At 70.5% G+C, this 15973-nt stretch carries 16 protein-coding genes; 6 read left to right on the forward strand and 10 right to left on the reverse strand.

The genetic code is table 11. From position 1 onward, the window contains the following. Positions 1-54: 54 nt before the first annotated feature. Positions 55-459 (forward strand): hypothetical protein, encoded by a 405-nt coding sequence (locus AC1DGC_RS03005; RefSeq protein WP_259206035.1) that lies wholly within the window; start codon positions 55-57, stop codon positions 457-459. A 118-nt stretch (positions 460-577) separates the two neighbouring features. On the opposite strand, the gene AC1DGC_RS03010 is transcribed toward AC1DGC_RS03005, so the two are convergent. Then, positions 578-2209 (reverse strand): isovaleryl-CoA dehydrogenase, encoded by a 1632-nt coding sequence (locus AC1DGC_RS03010; protein ID WP_478047183.1) that lies wholly within the window; start codon positions 2207-2209, stop codon positions 578-580. Between the two features lie 110 nt (positions 2210-2319). Between AC1DGC_RS03010 and AC1DGC_RS03015 the strand changes: the two genes are divergently transcribed. The 4 genes from AC1DGC_RS03015 to pdeM are packed head-to-tail and all read left to right on the forward strand — an operon-like array spanning position 2320 to position 8030. Further along, the gene (locus tag AC1DGC_RS03015) at positions 2320-3327 is read left to right on the forward strand and encodes a ligase-associated DNA damage response exonuclease (RefSeq protein ID WP_394160953.1); all 1008 of its coding nucleotides are present in this window, start codon (positions 2320-2322) and stop codon (positions 3325-3327) included. Then, positions 3324-4928 carry an ATP-dependent DNA ligase gene (locus AC1DGC_RS03020; RefSeq protein ID WP_478047184.1) on the forward strand — a complete coding sequence of 535 codons (1605 nt, stop codon included), beginning with the start codon at positions 3324-3326 and terminating at the stop codon, positions 4926-4928. Before AC1DGC_RS03015 ends, AC1DGC_RS03020 begins: the two co-directional genes overlap by 4 nt. 14 nt (positions 4929-4942) lie before the next feature. Then, on the forward strand, positions 4943-7390 hold the full coding sequence (locus AC1DGC_RS03025) for a ligase-associated DNA damage response DEXH box helicase (RefSeq protein ID WP_478047470.1): 2448 nt from the start codon (positions 4943-4945) through the stop codon (positions 7388-7390). Beyond that, on the forward strand, positions 7380-8030 hold the full coding sequence (gene pdeM, locus AC1DGC_RS03030) for a ligase-associated DNA damage response endonuclease PdeM (protein ID WP_394160957.1): 651 nt from the start codon (positions 7380-7382) through the stop codon (positions 8028-8030). The genes AC1DGC_RS03025 and pdeM overlap by 11 nt, the downstream gene beginning before the upstream one ends. 1 nt (position 8031) lies before the next feature. Here the strand turns inward: pdeM and AC1DGC_RS03035 are convergent, their stop codons facing one another. The 8 genes from AC1DGC_RS03035 to AC1DGC_RS03070 form a co-directional block, all read right to left on the reverse strand. Continuing rightward, entirely contained in the window at positions 8032-8301 is a 270-nt protein-coding gene (locus AC1DGC_RS03035; RefSeq protein WP_394160959.1) for a hypothetical protein, read from the reverse strand. A 259-nt stretch (positions 8302-8560) separates the two neighbouring features. Beyond that, positions 8561-9808 carry an FAD-dependent oxidoreductase gene (locus tag AC1DGC_RS03040; RefSeq protein WP_478047185.1) on the reverse strand — a complete coding sequence of 416 codons (1248 nt, stop codon included), beginning with the start codon at positions 9806-9808 and terminating at the stop codon, positions 8561-8563. A gap of 118 nt (positions 9809-9926) precedes the next feature. Next, positions 9927-10136, reverse strand: a complete 210-nt coding sequence (cspE, locus tag AC1DGC_RS03045; RefSeq protein ID WP_259206060.1) for a transcription antiterminator/RNA stability regulator CspE — start codon at positions 10134-10136, stop codon at positions 9927-9929. An 88-nt stretch (positions 10137-10224) separates the two neighbouring features. Next, a complete protein-coding gene (locus AC1DGC_RS03050) occupies positions 10225-10971 on the reverse strand; it encodes an S-methyl-5'-thioinosine phosphorylase (RefSeq protein WP_259206061.1) in 747 nt (248 codons plus the stop codon). Further along, complete coding sequence (locus AC1DGC_RS03055) at positions 10971-11525, reverse strand: hypoxanthine-guanine phosphoribosyltransferase (RefSeq protein ID WP_259206064.1); 555 nt, start codon at positions 11523-11525, stop codon at positions 10971-10973. Before AC1DGC_RS03055 ends, AC1DGC_RS03050 begins: the two co-directional genes overlap by 1 nt. Continuing rightward, complete coding sequence (gene nagZ / locus AC1DGC_RS03060) at positions 11525-12532, reverse strand: beta-N-acetylhexosaminidase (RefSeq protein ID WP_259206067.1); 1008 nt, start codon at positions 12530-12532, stop codon at positions 11525-11527. Before nagZ ends, AC1DGC_RS03055 begins: the two co-directional genes overlap by 1 nt. Positions 12533-12629: 97 nt before the next feature. Continuing rightward, positions 12630-13319, reverse strand: coding sequence for a DsbA family oxidoreductase (locus AC1DGC_RS03065; RefSeq protein ID WP_449336001.1), 690 nt, complete (start codon positions 13317-13319; stop codon positions 12630-12632). A 43-nt stretch (positions 13320-13362) separates the two neighbouring features. Continuing rightward, complete coding sequence (locus AC1DGC_RS03070; protein WP_259206071.1) at positions 13363-13866, reverse strand: CYTH domain-containing protein; 504 nt, start codon at positions 13864-13866, stop codon at positions 13363-13365. Between the two features lie 60 nt (positions 13867-13926). On the opposite strand from AC1DGC_RS03070, the gene AC1DGC_RS03075 reads away from it, so the two are divergent. Further along, positions 13927-14559: a hypothetical protein gene (locus AC1DGC_RS03075; RefSeq protein WP_259206074.1), complete on the forward strand. Its 633-nt coding sequence runs from the start codon at positions 13927-13929 to the stop codon at positions 14557-14559. A gap of 58 nt (positions 14560-14617) precedes the next feature. Here the strand turns inward: AC1DGC_RS03075 and rlmD are convergent, their stop codons facing one another. Then, positions 14618-15952: a 23S rRNA (uracil(1939)-C(5))-methyltransferase RlmD gene (gene rlmD, locus AC1DGC_RS03080; RefSeq protein WP_478047186.1), complete on the reverse strand. Its 1335-nt coding sequence runs from the start codon at positions 15950-15952 to the stop codon at positions 14618-14620. Positions 15953-15973 lie beyond the last annotated feature (21 nt).

Genomic DNA, 15973 nt, shown 5'->3' on the forward strand with positions numbered 1-15973 from the left:
CACGACGGCATGAATACGCTGGCCTCCCCTACGATTCCCGTATTGGAGACCGCCATGACCATCCGTCCGCTGACCACTTCCCTGCTGGCTGCCTCCCTGCTGCTCGGCCTGGCCGCCTGCAAGGGCCCGGAAGCCGAACAGGCCCGCCAGGACGCCGCGCAGGCCGCCGACAGCGCCAACGCCGCTGCGCGCGAGGCGGTCGACCAGGCCGCTGCCTCCACCCGCAATGCCGCCGATGACGCCGCCGCCGCCTCCGAGCGTGCCGCGGCCGATACCCAGCAGGCGCTCGACCGCGCCGCCGCCGCCACGTCGGAAGCTGCCGGCGAGGCCAAGACCGCGGCCAAGGATGCGGGCGCCCACGCCAGCGATGCCACCGCCGATGCCGCGCAGAAGGTGGCCGACAAGGCCCGCGACGTGGCCGATGAGGCCAAGAAGAACGCCGACGAAGCCAAGCACTGAGTCATCGCCTGCGCAGCACCCGAACGCCCCTTCGCAGGAAGGGGCGTTTTTTTTTGGTGTGCCCCGTCCGCGGGAACGTGGCTGGCAGGTCACCGCCGGCGTGCGGGGCAGGACCGGCTCACGGCAACGCGCGCGTCAGTACCGCGGCGACATCCAGGTCGTCCGGCAATGTGCCGAAGGCCATCGCATGGTCACCGCCCAGGCGCGAGCGGATGAAGGCCGCTGCATTCGGGCTGTCGGCGCGCAGCAGGACGGCCGCCTGCAACAGCAGCGCCAACTGCTCGGTGACGCGGCGCGCCTGCGCTTCCGCTGGCGTCGCCGCCAGCGTCGCGCGCAAGGCCTGCAGCGCCGCGTCATAGATCGGATCGCGACCGCCGACATTGCCCAGCTCGGCCTCCAGCACCGGCAGCACCTGCGCATCGCGCGACAGCGCACGCAGCACGTCCAGGCACTGGATGTTGCCACTGCCTTCCCAGATCGAATTCAACGGCGCCTGCCGATACAGCCGCGGCAGTATCGATTCCTCCACGTAGCCCGCACCGCCCAGGCATTCCTGCGCCTCGTTGACGAACACCGCTGCGCGTTTGCACACCCAGTATTTTCCAACCGCGGTGGCGACGCGCGCGAACGCCGCTTCATCCGCATCGGTGCCGGCGCGGTCCACCGCGCGCGCCACGCGCAGGGCGAAGGTCGTGGCCGCTTCGGATTCGATCGCCAGGTCGGCCAGCACGTTGGCCATCAGCGCGTGGTCGCACAGGCGTTTGCCGAATGCCTGCCGGTGACGGGTGTGGTGCAACGCCTGGGCCAGTGCCATGCGCATCTCCGCCGCGGCACCCAGCATGCAATCCAGGCGGGTCATCATCACCATGCCGATGATGGTGGACACCCCGCGCCCTTCCTCGCCGACCAGGCGCGCCCAGGCACCGCACAGCTCCACTTCGCTGGAGGCGTTGGACCAGTCGCCCAGCTTGTCCTTCAGCCGCACCAACCGGAACGCGTTGCGGTTGCCGTCTTCGAGTCGTCGCGGCATCAGGAAGCAGCTCAGCCCACCGGGCGCCTGCGCGAGCACCAGGAAACCATCGGACATCGGCGCGGAGAAAAACCACTTGTGCCCGATCAGCTGGTAGCTCCCGTCAGCCTGCGGCTCGGCACGGGTGGTGTTGGCGCGCACGTCCGAGCCTCCCTGTTTCTCGGTCATGCCCATGCCCAGGGTGATGCCGTGCTTGTCGGCGATCGGCACGTCGCGCGGATCGTAGTGCGGCGCCGACGCCTTGTCGGCCCACTCGGCCAACGCCGGGTGCTGGCGCAGCACCGCCACCGCCGCGTGGGTCATGGTCAGCGGGCAACTGGTGCCCGCCTCGGCCTGGTGGTGCAGGTAGCTCAATGCCGCACGCGCCACGTGCGCGCCCGGGCTGCCGTCGTACCAGGACAGGCCGGCCACGCCGTGGCTCTTGGCCGCGTCCATCAGCCGGTGGTAGGCCGGATGGAACTCCACCGTATCGATGCGATGGCCCTGCGCGTCGTGGGTACGCAGCCGTGGCCGATCGCGGTTGGCATCGAAGCCAAGCTGGTACAGCAGATCACCGGCCAGCCCGCCGTACTGCGCCAGGCGCGCAACGAACTCGGCGCCCCCTTCGCGCTGCACCGCCGCCACCAGGGCCACGTCATCGGCCCACAGGTTGCGACCGGCGAACGGGGGGGGCTGGTTGAATACCGCGTGGGTGTCGAAGGCGGTCGGTTCGGACGTCATCGCAGCGGCCTCCTGGCCTGGGGTTGAGTCGATTCTGCCGCATTGCCGCGCCACTCGCCGTTCAGGCGGATTCTCACCTCCTGCACGAGCGCGGCGGCACAGTGCAGCGCATGAGCCCGACTTCCACGCACAACGATCTGGTGGTCCTGCGACCAGAAGGCCTGTACTGCCCGGCAGGGGATTTCCACATCGATCCGTGGCGGCCGGTGCCGCGCGCGGTGATCACCCACGGCCACGGCGACCACGCGCGCGGCGGCATGGGGCAGTACTACTGCAGTACGCAGAGCGTGCCGATCCTGCGCTGGCGCCTGGGCGAGGTGCCACTGCAGGCGCACGATTACGGCCGTGCGTTCCGGCTGGGCGGGGTGGAGGTGTCGCTGCATTCGGCCGGGCATGTGCTGGGCTCGGCGCAGGTACGCATCGATGATGGCGAGCAGGTCTGGGTCGCCTCCGGCGACTACAAGCGCCAACCCGATCCAACCTGCGCACCGTTCGAGGTGGTGCCCTGCGACGTGTTCATCACCGAGGCCACGTTTGCGCTGCCCATCTATCGCTGGCAGGACACCGCCGAGGTCGCCGCGGACATCGTGGCCTGGCGGCATGAATGCGCCGCGCGCGGCGAGGCGGCGATCCTGTTGTGCTACGCGCTGGGCAAGGCGCAGCGGATCCTGGCCGAGCTGCTGCCGCTGGACGACCAGCCGGCGTGGCTGCACGGTGCCATCGCCAACGGCGTGGCGGTGTACCGGCAGGCCGGCATCCCCATGCTCGAGACCCACACCGTGGCCGAGCAGGGCCGGCAGCCGGATGCCGCCGGCAAGCTGATCCTGGCCCCGCCCTCGGCCGCCGGCACGCCCTGGCTGCGCCGCTTCGGCAAGCACCAGCTCGGCTTTGCGTCGGGCTGGATGCGCCTGCGCGGCAACCGTCGCCGCCGTAATTACGACCGCGGTTTCGTGGTCTCCGACCATGCCGACTGGCCGGCGCTGCTGCAGACCATCGCGCAGACCGGTGCGCGGCGGGTGATCGCCACCCATGGCAACACCGACGCCCTGATCCCCTTCCTGCGCGAGCGCGGCGTGGCCGCCGAAGCCTTCCGGACCGATTTCGGGAGCGAGGAATGAAGGCATTCGCCGCGCTCTACCAGCGCCTGGACCGCAGCACCGCGACACTCGACAAGCGCGCCGCGCTGGTCGCCTACTTCCGCGATGCACGCCCGCACGACGCGGCCTGGGCGCTGTACCTGCTCAGCGGCGGCAAGGTCGGCGGCGCGCGCCGCAAGATCGCCGCCAGCGCCGAACTGCGCGCGTGGATCAGCGAAGAATCCGGCCTGCCTGCATGGTTGGTCAACGACAGCTACGACCAGGTCGGCGATCTCGCCGAGACCCTGACCCTGCTGCTCGATGATCCGCCCGAACGCGGCGTCGACCGGCCCCTGGCCGACTGGATCGAAGCGCACCTGCTGGCCGTGGCCAACCAGGACGATGCGGTACGCCGCGCGGCGGTGGTGGCCGGCTGGCGCCAGTTGCCTGCCGGCGAACGCCTGGTCTTCAACAAGCTGCTGACCGGCGCGCTGCGGGTGGGCGTGTCGCAGCGCGTGGTGCAGCAGGCGCTGGCCGACCTGTCCGGCATCGACATCGCGCGCATCGCCCAGCGCATGCTGGGCGAATGGGTGCCCTCGCCCGGGCTGCTGGCAGCGCTGCTGTCGCCCGAGGAGCGGCCGGAGGACCGGCAGCAACCGTATCCGTTCTTCCTCGCCTCCCCGCTTGAAGTCGAGGTCGAGCGGCTGGGGCCGATCGCCGACTGGACCCTGGAATGGAAGTGGGACGGCATCCGCCTGCAGCTGCTGCGCCGCCAGGGAGAAGTGGCGCTGTGGTCGCGCGGCGAGGAGCGCCTGGACGGGCGCTTCCCCGAGATCGAGGCAGCCGCGATGGCACTGCCCGATGGCTGCGTGATCGACGGCGAGCTGCTGGCCTGGCGCGATGGCGACGAGCACCCGCTGCCGTTCACCGCGCTGCAGACCCGCATCCAGCGCCGCAAGCCGGGGCCCAAGACCCTGCGCGACACGCCGGTGCGCGTGTTGGCCTACGATCTGCTCGAAGCCGATGGCGAGGACCTGCGCGCGCAGCCGCTGCACGCGCGGCGCACGCGGCTGGCGGCGCTGCTGGCGCCACTGGCGGACCCGCGGATCGCGCTGTCGCCCACGGTCGAGGCGAGCGACTGGCCGGCGGCGGCGGCGCAGCGCGTGCTCGCGCGCGAGCGTGGGGTGGAAGGGTTGATGCTCAAGCGCCACGATTCGCCCTACCAGAGCGGTCGGCGACGCGGCGACTGGTGGAAGTGGAAGATCGATCCGCTCACCATCGATGCGGTGATGATCTACGCACAGGCCGGTCACGGCCGGCGCAGCACGCTGTACACCGACTACACCTTCGGGGTGTGGGACGGCGACAGACTGGTGCCGGTGGCCAAGGCCTATTCGGGCCTGGACGACAAGGAAATCCTCGCCCTGGACCGCTGGATACGCGCCAACACCGTGGAGCGCTTCGGGCCGGTGCGCAGCGTGCGCGGCGAGCAGGTGTTCGAACTGGGCTTCGAAGCCGTCAACCGCAGCAGCCGGCACAAGTCGGGCATCGCGGTGCGCTTCCCGCGCATCCTGCGCTGGCGTCAGGACAAGCCGGCCAGCGAAGCAGACACGCTTGCCCAGCTGCAGGCGCTGGCGCGGTGACCCGGCGCGAGGCGATGGCGCGGCTGGCCGCGTGGTTCGACAGCCGCGGCTGGACGCCGCTGCCGTTCCAGAAGGCGATGTGGCGCCACTACCTGGCCGGTGCGTCCGGGCTGCTGCACACCCCCACTGGCAGCGGCAAGACCTTGGCGATGTTTGGCGGGCCGCTGCTGCAGGCCCTGGCCGATCCGCTGCCGGTCGTGCGCACCGGCCGTGCACGCACGCCGGTACCGGCGCTGCAGGTGCTGTGGATCACCCCGCTGCGCGCACTCGCCAGGGACACCGCGCGCGCCCTGCGCGAGCCGCTGGCGGCGCTCGGCCTGGACTGGCAGGTGGGCCTGCGCACCGGCGACGCCAGCGCCCGCGACAAGCGGCTGGCGCGCGAGGGCCGCGTGGACGTGCTGGTGACCACGCCCGAATCGCTGGCGCTGCTGCTCAGCTATCCCGACGGCCTGGCGAAGATGCGCCAGCTGCGCTGCGTGGTGGTCGACGAATGGCACGAACTGCTGGGCAACAAGCGCGGCGTCCTGCTGCAGTTGAACCTGCGCCGGCTGCGCGATGCCCTGCCCGCGCTGCAGCTGTGGGGGCTGTCGGCGACGCTGGGCAACCTGGACCAGGCGCGCGAGGTGCTGCTGCCGGACCTGCCCGATGCACCGCTGGTAGCCGGCGCGCGGCCGCGGCCGGTCAGCGTGGAGACCCTGCTGCCGGCGCCTGGCGAACGTTTCCCGTGGGCGGGCCACCTGGGCCTGTCGCAGTTGCAGCGCGTGCTGGAGAAACTACTGGCCGTCGGCACCAGCCTGCTGTTCACCAACACCCGCGCGCACGCCGAGCTGTGGCACCAGGCGCTGTCGGCGGTATGGCCCGAAGACCCGGCCACGCTCGCGCTGCACCATGGGTCGCTGGACCCGGCCCTGCGGCGCGATGCCGAGCAGGGCCTGCGCGAGGGACGGCTGCGCTGCGTGGTGGCCACCTCCAGCCTGGACCTGGGCGTGGACTTCCCGGCCGTGGACCAGGTGCTGCAGATCGGCAGCCCCAAGGGCATCGCGCGGCTGCTGCAGCGCGCCGGCCGCGCCCGCCATCGCCCGGGCGAATCCGGGCACATCGTGTGCGTGCCGTCGCATGCGCTGGAGCTGGTCGAATACGCCGCGGCACGGCGCGCGCTGGCCACCGGGGTGATCGAGGCACGGCATCCCCCGACCTTGTCGCTGGACGTGCTGGCGCAGCACTGCGTGAGCTGCGCGCTTGGTGGTGGCTTCCAGGCCGATGCCCTGTTTGAACAGGTCCGGCGCACGCATGCATTCGCCGCGCTCGATCACGCGCACTGGCAAGCGGTGCTCGACTTCATCGTGCAGGGCGGCCGCGCGCTGGCGCAGTACCCGGACTTCCACAAGGTCGTCCTCGACGACGACGGCGTGTATCGCGTGCACGACCGCCGCGTCGCCCTGCGCCACCGGCTGTCGATCGGCACCATCACCAGCGATGGCAGCGCGGTGGTGCAGTTCCTGCGTGGTGGCCGCCTGGGCGCCGTGGAAGAACAGTTCGTCGGGCGCCTGCGCCCGGGCGACCGCTTCCAGTTCGCCGGCCGCCTGTTGGAGCTGGTGCGCCTGGAGAACCTGACGGCCTACGTGCGCCTGGCCAAGGGCGGCGATGGCCTGGTGCCGCGCTGGCAGGGCGGCCGCCTGCCCTTGTCCGACGCGTTGGGGCATGAAATGGAGGCGGTGTTCGACGCGCCGGCGCCTTCGCCGGAGATGCGCTGGCTGGCACCGTTGCTGGCGCTGCAGTCGCGGCTGTCCGAACTGCCCTCGCCCACGCGGCTGCTGGTGGAAGTGGTGCGCCGGCGCGAGGGCCAGTTCGTGTTCGTGTACCCCTTCGCCGGGCGCCAGGTCAACGAAGGCGTGGCCGCCCTGATGGCGATGCGGCTGACGCGGCGGCAGGCCAACACGATCGGCTACGCGGCCAACGACTACGGTTTCGTGCTGGCACCGGCCCGCGCGGTCGAACTGGACGCACCCGGCGTGCGCGCGCTGCTGGAGCCGGCGCATCTGTTCGAGGACCTGCGCGACAGCCTCAATCTCGGCGAGCTGGCACGGCGCCAGTTCCGCGACATCGCGCGCGTGTCCGGCCTGCTGGTGCCCGCACTGCCCGGCCGCACGCCACGCAGCCTGCGCCAGCTGCAGGCATCCAGCGGGCTGTTGTATGACGTGCTGCGTCAGCACGACCCCGACCACATCCTGCTTGCGCTTGCCGAGCGCGAGGTCCTGCATGCGCAGCTGGACATGACCAGCCTGGCCACCACGCTGCAACGCTGCCAGGCGCGGACATTGAGCCTGCAGGCGCCCACCAGTCTCGGACCGCTGTCGTTCCCGCTGTGGGCGGAACGCCTGCGCGGCCAGCTGAGCAACGAAGACTGGAAAACCCGCGTGCAGCGCGCTGCACGGCAACTGGAGACACGCCATGGCCCCTGAACTGCCGACCACGATCGCCGGGGAGCCGGTGCTGCTGCTCGGCGCGCGTGCGCTCTACTGGCCCGCACGCAAGGCACTGCTGATCGCCGACCTGCACCTGGGCAAGGCCGATGTGTTCCGGCGGGCGGGGATCGGACTGCCCAGCGGCGGAACCGGCGACGATCTGCTGCGCCTGTCGGTGCTGCTGAACCAGCACGCGGTGGCGTCGCTGTGGATCCTGGGCGATGTGCTGCACGGCGTCGCGCATCGCAGCGCGTGGTACCGGCAATGGCAGGGGTGGCGCGAACTGCATGCGGACGTCGAGATCGGCGCGCTCACCGGCAATCACGACCGTGCCCTGCCCAAGGCCGATCTGGGCATCACGCTGCTCGGCGAACGGCTGGAGGCGGGCCCCTTCCTGCTGCGCCACGATCCAGAGCCGCATCCGTCGCTGCACGTGCTGTGCGGACACATCCATCCGTTGGCCAAGCTGCCGGGCATGCAGCGACGCTGGCCGGCGTTCTGGCTGCGCGAGCGCCTGAGCGTGCTGCCGGCATGGTCGCGGTTCACTGCCGGGGTGGCCCCGGTGCTGGCACCGGGCGAGCAGCTGGTGGCGTGCGTGGAAGACCACGCCATCGCCCTGCCCGCCCGCAGCGCATGAGCTACATCGCCGGGACCAGCACGTCCGGCATCAGCCGGATGTCCGGGGTCTGCGGCCGGGGCCGCACCGGTTGCCGCAGGATCTCGCCCATCATCGCGCGTGCCGCGGCGCGGATGCGCGCGTGCTGGTCTGGCGCGGCGTGGGTGATCAGGCTGGTGACGTGGAATTCGAATACATCGTCCATCATGTCGGGCTGATCCTCATGCAACATCTGCAGTAGTCCGCGCAGTTTGCAGATTTCAGCATCCAGGGCTTCGGCCGGGAACAACATGTCGATCTCCTTCGGGGTGCGATCGGTCCATCGCGGACCGGGGGCGCAGTCGCCGCACGCCACCCTGCGCTTGGCAAGGTGTGGCTCCAGGGCATCCAAAGGGTAGCGGTGGCCTCGCCGGCACGATGGTCGTGGCGGTGGGCGACAGGAGCACACGCGGCTGCGTCTGCCCTTCCCTTGTCGCAGATCCAGGGTGAGTCCACCGTCAATGAATGTTAATCGGCTCTTCACCGGCGGCGCAGGCAGGCCGCTGCGGCGGTTACCCGGGCGTGCGCGCCTGGGTGTGCGTGGCCATCGCCTCGATGAAGCCGGGCGACAACCCGAGCTTGCCGAGCCAGCCACGCTGGGTGCCGCTGAGCACGCGCAGCATGTGCCCGCGTCCGCCGGGCAGGTCGCCCAGTGGCTTGAGCAACAGGTCGCGCGCACGCGCGGCCATGTCCCGCTCGGACTGGAACAAGGGCGTCAACCAGCGGCTCCAGAAGTGATAGATCGCCACGTGCGCGCGCCGCTGCGCGGCATAGGCCTGCAGCGCGGCGTCGCAGTCGGAGTGGACGCGCAACGCATCGCGCAACGCCAGCGCGTCGCGCAGGGCCATGTTCGCGCCCTGTCCCAGCTGCGGGCTCATGGCATGCGCGGCATCGCCGGCCAGCACCAGCCGGCCACGGCTCCAGCGCGTCATCACCGCGTCGCGGTAGCCGGCGCGCGCCAGCTGCGCGCCGTCGCCGATGCCGCCCAGCCGCGCGTGCGCCTGCGGCCACAAGGTGGCGATCTCATCGAGCCAGCGCTGCAGGCCGTCACGTTCCCACTGCGCGAACTGGTCACGCGGCAGGCTCCAGAAGAAACTCAACTGCGGCACGTCATTGCCGGGTCGCGTGCCCACCGGCAACAAGCCGATCATCTTGCGCGCCGCCACGTAGCGCTGGCGCAGCTCGTCGGGGTGCGCCCAATCGCCGCCCGGCAGCAGGCACCACAGCGCGCCCCACGGGTATTCGCGATCCAGCCGGGTGCCCTGCACGTGCGTGCGCAGGGCCGAGGCCGAACCGTCGGCGGCGATCACCAGGTCGTACGGCCCATGCCAGTGACCGCGCGCGTCGCGCACGCGCCCTTGGTCGGCATCCACGTCGACGATGCCGGTGCCGGCCTGAAGGTTCTGCGGATGCGTCCATGCATCGGCCAGCAACGCGAACAGCGCGCCACGCTGCATGCCGACCCCATGCAGGCGGGGGTCCAGGCTGGCGTAGCCCATCTCCATCACGGTACGGCCGCACGGAGTGTCGCCATACAGGCGTCGCACCGGCGCGCCGTGTGCGAGCACCTGCGGCAGCAGCCCCATCTGCCACAACACCTCCAGGCCACTGGGCTGCAGCAGGAAGCCGGCACCCACCGGGCCCGGCTCCGCGACGCGTTCGAAAACGTGCACGTCGTGATGATCGCGTGAAAGCAGCACGGCAAGCGCTTGCCCCGCCGTCCCGTAGCCGACGATGGCGATGGTCCGTCGTTGTGTCATGGATGTCCTTATTCGTGATCTACATCACGCGCTGCGCGGGTCAGCGACCGACAGCCTGCGCGGCGACCGCTAAAAAAAACCCCGCCGAAGCGGGGTTTTCAATGCACGGCGCGAAGAATTACTCAGCCGCCGGCACGATGTTCGAGGCTTGGGCGCCCTTCGGGCCCTGGGTCACGTCATACGTGACACGCTGGCCTTCCTGCAGACTGCGGAAGCCCTTGGAGTTGATCGCGGAGAAGTGCGCGAAGACGTCGGCGCTGCCGTCCTCCGGCGAAATAAAGCCAAATCCCTTGGCGTCGTTGAACCACTTGACGGTACCGTTCGGCATGGTGATGCGAGACCTTCTTCAATGAATGGGTGGTGTACGCTCAACCAGCGCACTGGCGGAGTATGCAAAGCTTGCTCCGCAATGACAATCACCCCCGCGCCAATTCGCCGACCAGTTCCGGCAATCCGGCCGAGGCGGCATCCACGTTCGCCAACACCTCGGCCATCGTGATTTCATCGCCATCGCCACAGCCGGCGGCCCAGTTGGCCACGATCGCCAGGCACGCGTAGTCCAGCCCCAGCTCACGCGCCAGGCTCGCTTCGGGCATGCCGGTCATGCCGACCAGGTCGCAGCCATCGCGGCGCATCCGCGCGATTTCCGCATTGGTCTCCAGCCGCGGCCCCTGGGTGGCGCCGTAACAGCCGCCGTCGTGCAGGCGCACGCCGGTGACCTTGGCCGCGGCCAGCACCTTGCTGCGCAGCATCGGCGTGTACGGATGGCCGAAGTCCACGTGCAGCACCTCGCTGCCGGGTTCTTCACTCAGGGTGGAGATGCGGCCCCAGGTGTAATCGATCAACTGGTCCGGGCAGGCCAGGACGCGCGGGCCGAACTGGTCGGTGATGCCGCCCACCGTATTGAGCGCGAGCACCCGCGTGGCGCCGATCTGCTGCAACGCAGCGAGGTTGGCGCGGTAGTTGATCTTGTGCGGCGGCAGCGAATGGCCCTCGCCATGGCGGGCGAGGAACGCCACGCGCTGGCCGAGCAGCGTGCCGACCCGGATCGGGCCGGACGGGGTGCCGTAACGCGTTTCCACCTGGTGGCTGCTGACATCGTCGAGCTGGGCCAGCTTGTACACGCCGGTGCCGCCAATGACGGCCAGTGCAATGTGTTCCATCATTCCTTCATCGCGTAGATGGCCGGCACGCAGCGCAGGGTCTCGTTGACGTCCATGCCGAACCCGAACACGTAGCGGTCCGGCAGTTCGATGCCGGCGTAGTCGGCTTTCACGTCCGGCAGCGCGCGGTCGTGCTTCTTCACCGTGAGTGCGGCGATGCGCACGTCGGTGGCGCCCTGCTCCAGGCACCAGGTGCGCACGCCCTGCAGCGTGTAGCCTTCGTCGAGGATGTCGTCGACCAGCAGCACGCGGCGGCCGAACAGCGCGGTGGCCGGCTTGTGCTTCCAGACCAGGTCGCCGCCGGTGGTTTCACCGCGGTAGCGGGTGGCATGCAGGTAATCGAACTGCACGTCCTGGCCGCGTGCGCCCAGTTCCAGCGCGAGCTGGCCGGCGAACGGCAGCGCGCCGTGCATGATCGACAGGAACAGCGGCACTTCGCCCTTGTAGTCGCGCGCGATGGCGTCGGCGATGCCGGCGATGGCCGTGTCGATGGTGGGGCGGTCGACCAGCAGGTCGGCCTTGGCCAGGGCCTGGGAAATGGTGAGGTTGGGCATCAGACGGTTCTTCCAAGGGTGTCAAGCAAACGGGATTGGGTGGCGCCGTGGCGGGCATCGGCCAGCAGGCCATCCCAGCCAAGCGCGCCGCGGCCGATCAGGCCCAGCAGCGCGGCGGTATTGAGGGTGCGCGGTTCGACCGCGCGCAGCGATTCTTCGACCAGCTCGGGGTGGCAGACCAGCACCACGTCGCAGCCGGCATCCAGGTGCGCATCCACGCGCGCCTTCACGCCACCGGCGGAGAACGAGGCCGCCATGCCGATGTCATCGGAGAACACCACGCCGCCGAAGCCCATCTCCCCGCGCAGGATCTGCTGGATCCAGCGCGGCGAGTAGCCGGCCGGCTCCGGGGCCACCTGCGGGTAGACCACGTGGGCCATCATCACCGCATCGGCGCCGGCATCGATGCCGGCGGCGAACGGCACCAGGTCCAGCGCGCGCAGCTCGTCCAGCGAGCGCGGGTCGGAGGCATCGTTGAAATGGGTGTCTTCGCGCACCGTGCCATGGCCGGGGAAGTGCTTGAGGGTGGCGGCCATGCCCACGCTGTGCATGCCGCGCACGTAGGCGGCGGTGAACGCCGCCACCACCTGCGGATCGGCGCTGAAGGCGCGATCGCCGATGGCCAGGTTGCCGCGGCCGAGGTCGACCACCGGGGCGAAGCTCAGGTCCACGCCACTGGCGCGCACCTCGCTGGCCATCAGCCAGGCGTGCTGCTCGGCCAGGGCCAGCGCCGCCTCAGGATCCTGCCGGTACAGCGCATCGAAGCCGTGCAGCGGCGGCAGCGCGCTGTAGCCGTCGCGGAAGCGCTGCACCCGCCCCCCTTCCTGGTCCACGCAGATCAACTGCGGGCGCGGTGCGGCGGCGCGGATCGCGGCCGACAGCTCGGCCACCTGCTGGCGCGAGGCGAAATTGCGCTTGAACAGGATCACCCCGGCCACGGCGTCGTGCTGCAGCCACGCGCGTTCCTGGGCGGTGAGTTCGGTCCCGGCAACGCCGATCACGAGCATGGTCGATCTCCAATACGGGGCGCCGTGATGGCGCACCGCCGCATTGTCGCAGAACGCACACGCGCTAGGCCACGGCTGCGGCCCCGGGCGCATTCACTCAGGCGCAACCGTCCACGTCGCAGCGATCGCCACCGGCGGGCCCGGCAGGCTGGGCCGTTTCGGCGGCAATCTGGCGCAGCGCCTGGGCAAACGCTTCCGGTGGCTGGGCGCCCTGGAGCGCGTAACGGTCGTTGACCACGAAGGTCGGCACCGACTGGATGCCCAACGCCTGGGCCCGGGCGAGCTGGGCGTCGATCTCCTCCCGACCCTCCTCGCCGGCCAGCAGCGCAGTGACCCGCTCGGCCGGGATCCCCCCGGCGGCGGCGGCCTCGATCAGGGTCTGCGGCTCGGCCAGGTTGCGGCCATGGACGAAATGGGCCCGGAACAGCGCCTCGCCAACGGCCGCCTGCACGCCTTCACACCCGGCCAACCACATCAGCCGATGCGCGGGCAGCGTGGTCACCCGCACCTGGCCCTGGTCGAAGTCCATCGGCAGGCCTTCGGCACGCGCGGTGGCCTGCGTCTGGGTAAGGATCTGCGCGGTGCGCTCGGCACTGCCGAACTTGGCCTGGTACGCCTCGCGCAGCGGCACCGGGGTGGTCCCCGCGTCCGGGTCGAGCAGGAACGGACGCCAGGTCACCTCGACCTGCGGCGCCTCGTCGCCGAGCAGGGCCAGGCCCTGCTCGAAACGCTGCTTGCCGATCCAGCACCAGGGGCACACCACGTCGGACCAGATTTCGATTTTCATGCCACCACACTGTGGGCCGCCCTGGCCGAATGCAAGGCGGGGCTCAGCCGCGTTCAGCGGCCGACCAACGCGCGAACGGGTGCGCGGCCAGGGCCAGGTTGTAGTAGCGGACCTGGTCGGTGACTTCGGCACCTGCCCAGTCCGGCAGGTCGATGGCCTGGTCGGCGTGGTCCAGTTCGACTTCGGCCACCACCAGACCGGCGTTGTCGCCGAGGAATTCGTCCACTTCCCAGACCAGCCCGGCGTGGTGAACCAGGTGCCGGCGCTTGTCGATCAGCCCGCCCACGCACAGCGCCAGCAGCGCGCGCGCATCCTCGACGGGAATCGGGTAGTCGAACTCCTGCCGGGTGTGGCCGATCTCGCGCGACTTCAGGTTGAGGAAGGCCTGCTCGCCCTGGATGCGCACGCGCACCGAGGCCTTCTGCGCGCCACTGTCCAGCGCGGCGGTGTCGTTGATGTAGCCCTGCGCCATCGGGATCACCGCGTGCGCGGCAGTGCGCCAGCCATCGCCGGTGACCCGGTATTTGCGTTCGATTTCAATGCCCATGCGCGCATTATGGCGCGCGCGGCCTACACTGCGCGCCCTTTCCAAGGAGCCGGTCCCCCGATGCCACGCTGCCCCCGTTTCCCGCCGCTGGCCGCCCTGCCGATGCTGCTGATGGCGCTGCCCGCCGCGCAGGCCGCCGGCATGCCCGATCCGACTCTTGCCCAGGCCCAGGCTGCGATGGACCGTCTGTTCGAGGAGGCCATCGCCGAGCGCCCGGAGAGCCCCACCCGTCGCCTGATCGCCGACGCGTTCCGCCCGCGCCTGCTGGCCCTGTCCGGCTGCCTGCCGGCCGCCGATGCGGCAGTGCCGAGCGTGGACTGCATCGGCTCGGCCCAGGCCGGGCCGGAGGTGGTGCATCGCCTGCTGCGTTTCAGTCGCGTGGGCGAGGCATGGGAACTGCAGTACGCGCAGCGCGCGTTGCCGGTGCCGGTGCCGCCGCTGGCGCGGGTACAGGTGCTGCTGCGCGAACGCTTCGCGGCCCGCCTGGCACGCGAGCAGGATGCGGGCACGCGCCAGGACCTGGCGCTGGCGATGCGCGAGGCCGAGGTGTTCGGCGTGCAGGACTGCGCGGTCGGCGATGACGCGCCGGTGATCGAGTGCGATGTCAGCGCCGGTGCCGGCGGCGAGCGCGGCCACCAGACCATGGCGTTCGCCTGGCGGGACGGCCACTGGGTGAACGCGCCGGCGCAGTGAGGCGCCGGGTGGGCCGAGCGCCGATGCGCGGCATCGGCGGCTCGAGCGCAGGCGCGGCTCAGCGCTTTTCGAACACCGCGATGCTTTCCACGTGGGCGGTGTGCGGGAACATGTCCATCGCACCGGCGCTGACCAGGGTGAAGCCCTGCTCGTTGACCAGGTAGCCGGCATCGCGCGCCAGCGAGCCCGGGTGGCAGCTCACGTACACGATGCGCTTGAACTGCTTCAGCGGCAGCTGCTGCAGCACCTCGATGGCGCCCGACCGCGGCGGATCCAGCAGCAGCTTGTCGAAGCCCTGGCGCATCCACGGGGTCTGGCGCTGGTCCTGGGTGAGGTCGGCGGCAAAGAACTGCGCGTTGTCCAGGCCGTTGCGCGCCGCGTTTTCCTTGGCGCGCGCCACCAGCCCGGCCTCGCCCTCCACGCCGACCACTTCGCGCACGGTACGCGCCAGCGGCAGGGTGAAGTTGCCCAGCCCGCAGAACAGGTCGAGCACGCGCTCGTCCGGGCCGGCGTCGAGCAGGTCCAGCGCCAGCGCGATCATCTTCACGTTGAGCGAGGCGTTGACCTGGATGAAGTCCAGCGGGCGGAACGCCAGCTCCACGTCCCACGGGGCCAGCTTGAACGACAGGGGCACCTCGGCCGGCCACAGGGGCTGCACCGATTCCACGCCGCCGGGCTGCAGCGAAATGGCAAAGCCATGTTCCTGCCCGAAGGCGGTCCATGCGGCGCGGTCGGCGTCGCTGAGCGGCTGCATGTGGCGGATGGTCAGCATGATCGCGTCATCGCCAGCGATGAACTCGATCTGCGGGATATCGCGCTTGCCGTCCAGGGTCTCGATGAAGGTCGCCATGGCGCCCACCTTGCTGCCGATCTCCGGGATCACGGTCAGGCACTGCGACAGGTCGGCCACGAAGCGCGGGTCCTGCTCGCGGAAGCCGACCAGGGTCTTGTCCTTCTTTTCCACCCGACGCACCGAGAACCGCCCCTTGCGGCGGTAACCCCAGCTCTCGCCGACCAGCGGCGGCAGCACCGTACCGGGGCTGACGTGGCCGATCCGGGTCAGGTTGTCCATCAGCACGCGCTGTTTGGCCACGATCTGATGCGACTCCTCCAGGTGCTGCAGCACGCAGCCGGCGCAGACGCCGAAATGCGGGCACCGGGGGGTCACCCGCTGCGCCGACGGCTGCAGCACCTCCAGGGTGCGCGCCTCGTCGAAGTGGCGGTTGCGGGCAGTCGGTTCGGCGGTCACCACTTCGCCCGGCAGCGCGCCGGTGATGAAGGTGACCTTGCTACCCTCGCCGTCGCGGCGGGCCACGCCACGGCCATCGTGGCTGAGGTCGAGGATGTCGGTCTGGAAGGGGGTACGGTCGAGGCGGGAGCGGGATCGGGCCACGTGGCAACAGGCTGCGGGCAA

This window comes from Stenotrophomonas sp. 05N37 (assembly GCF_056397365.1).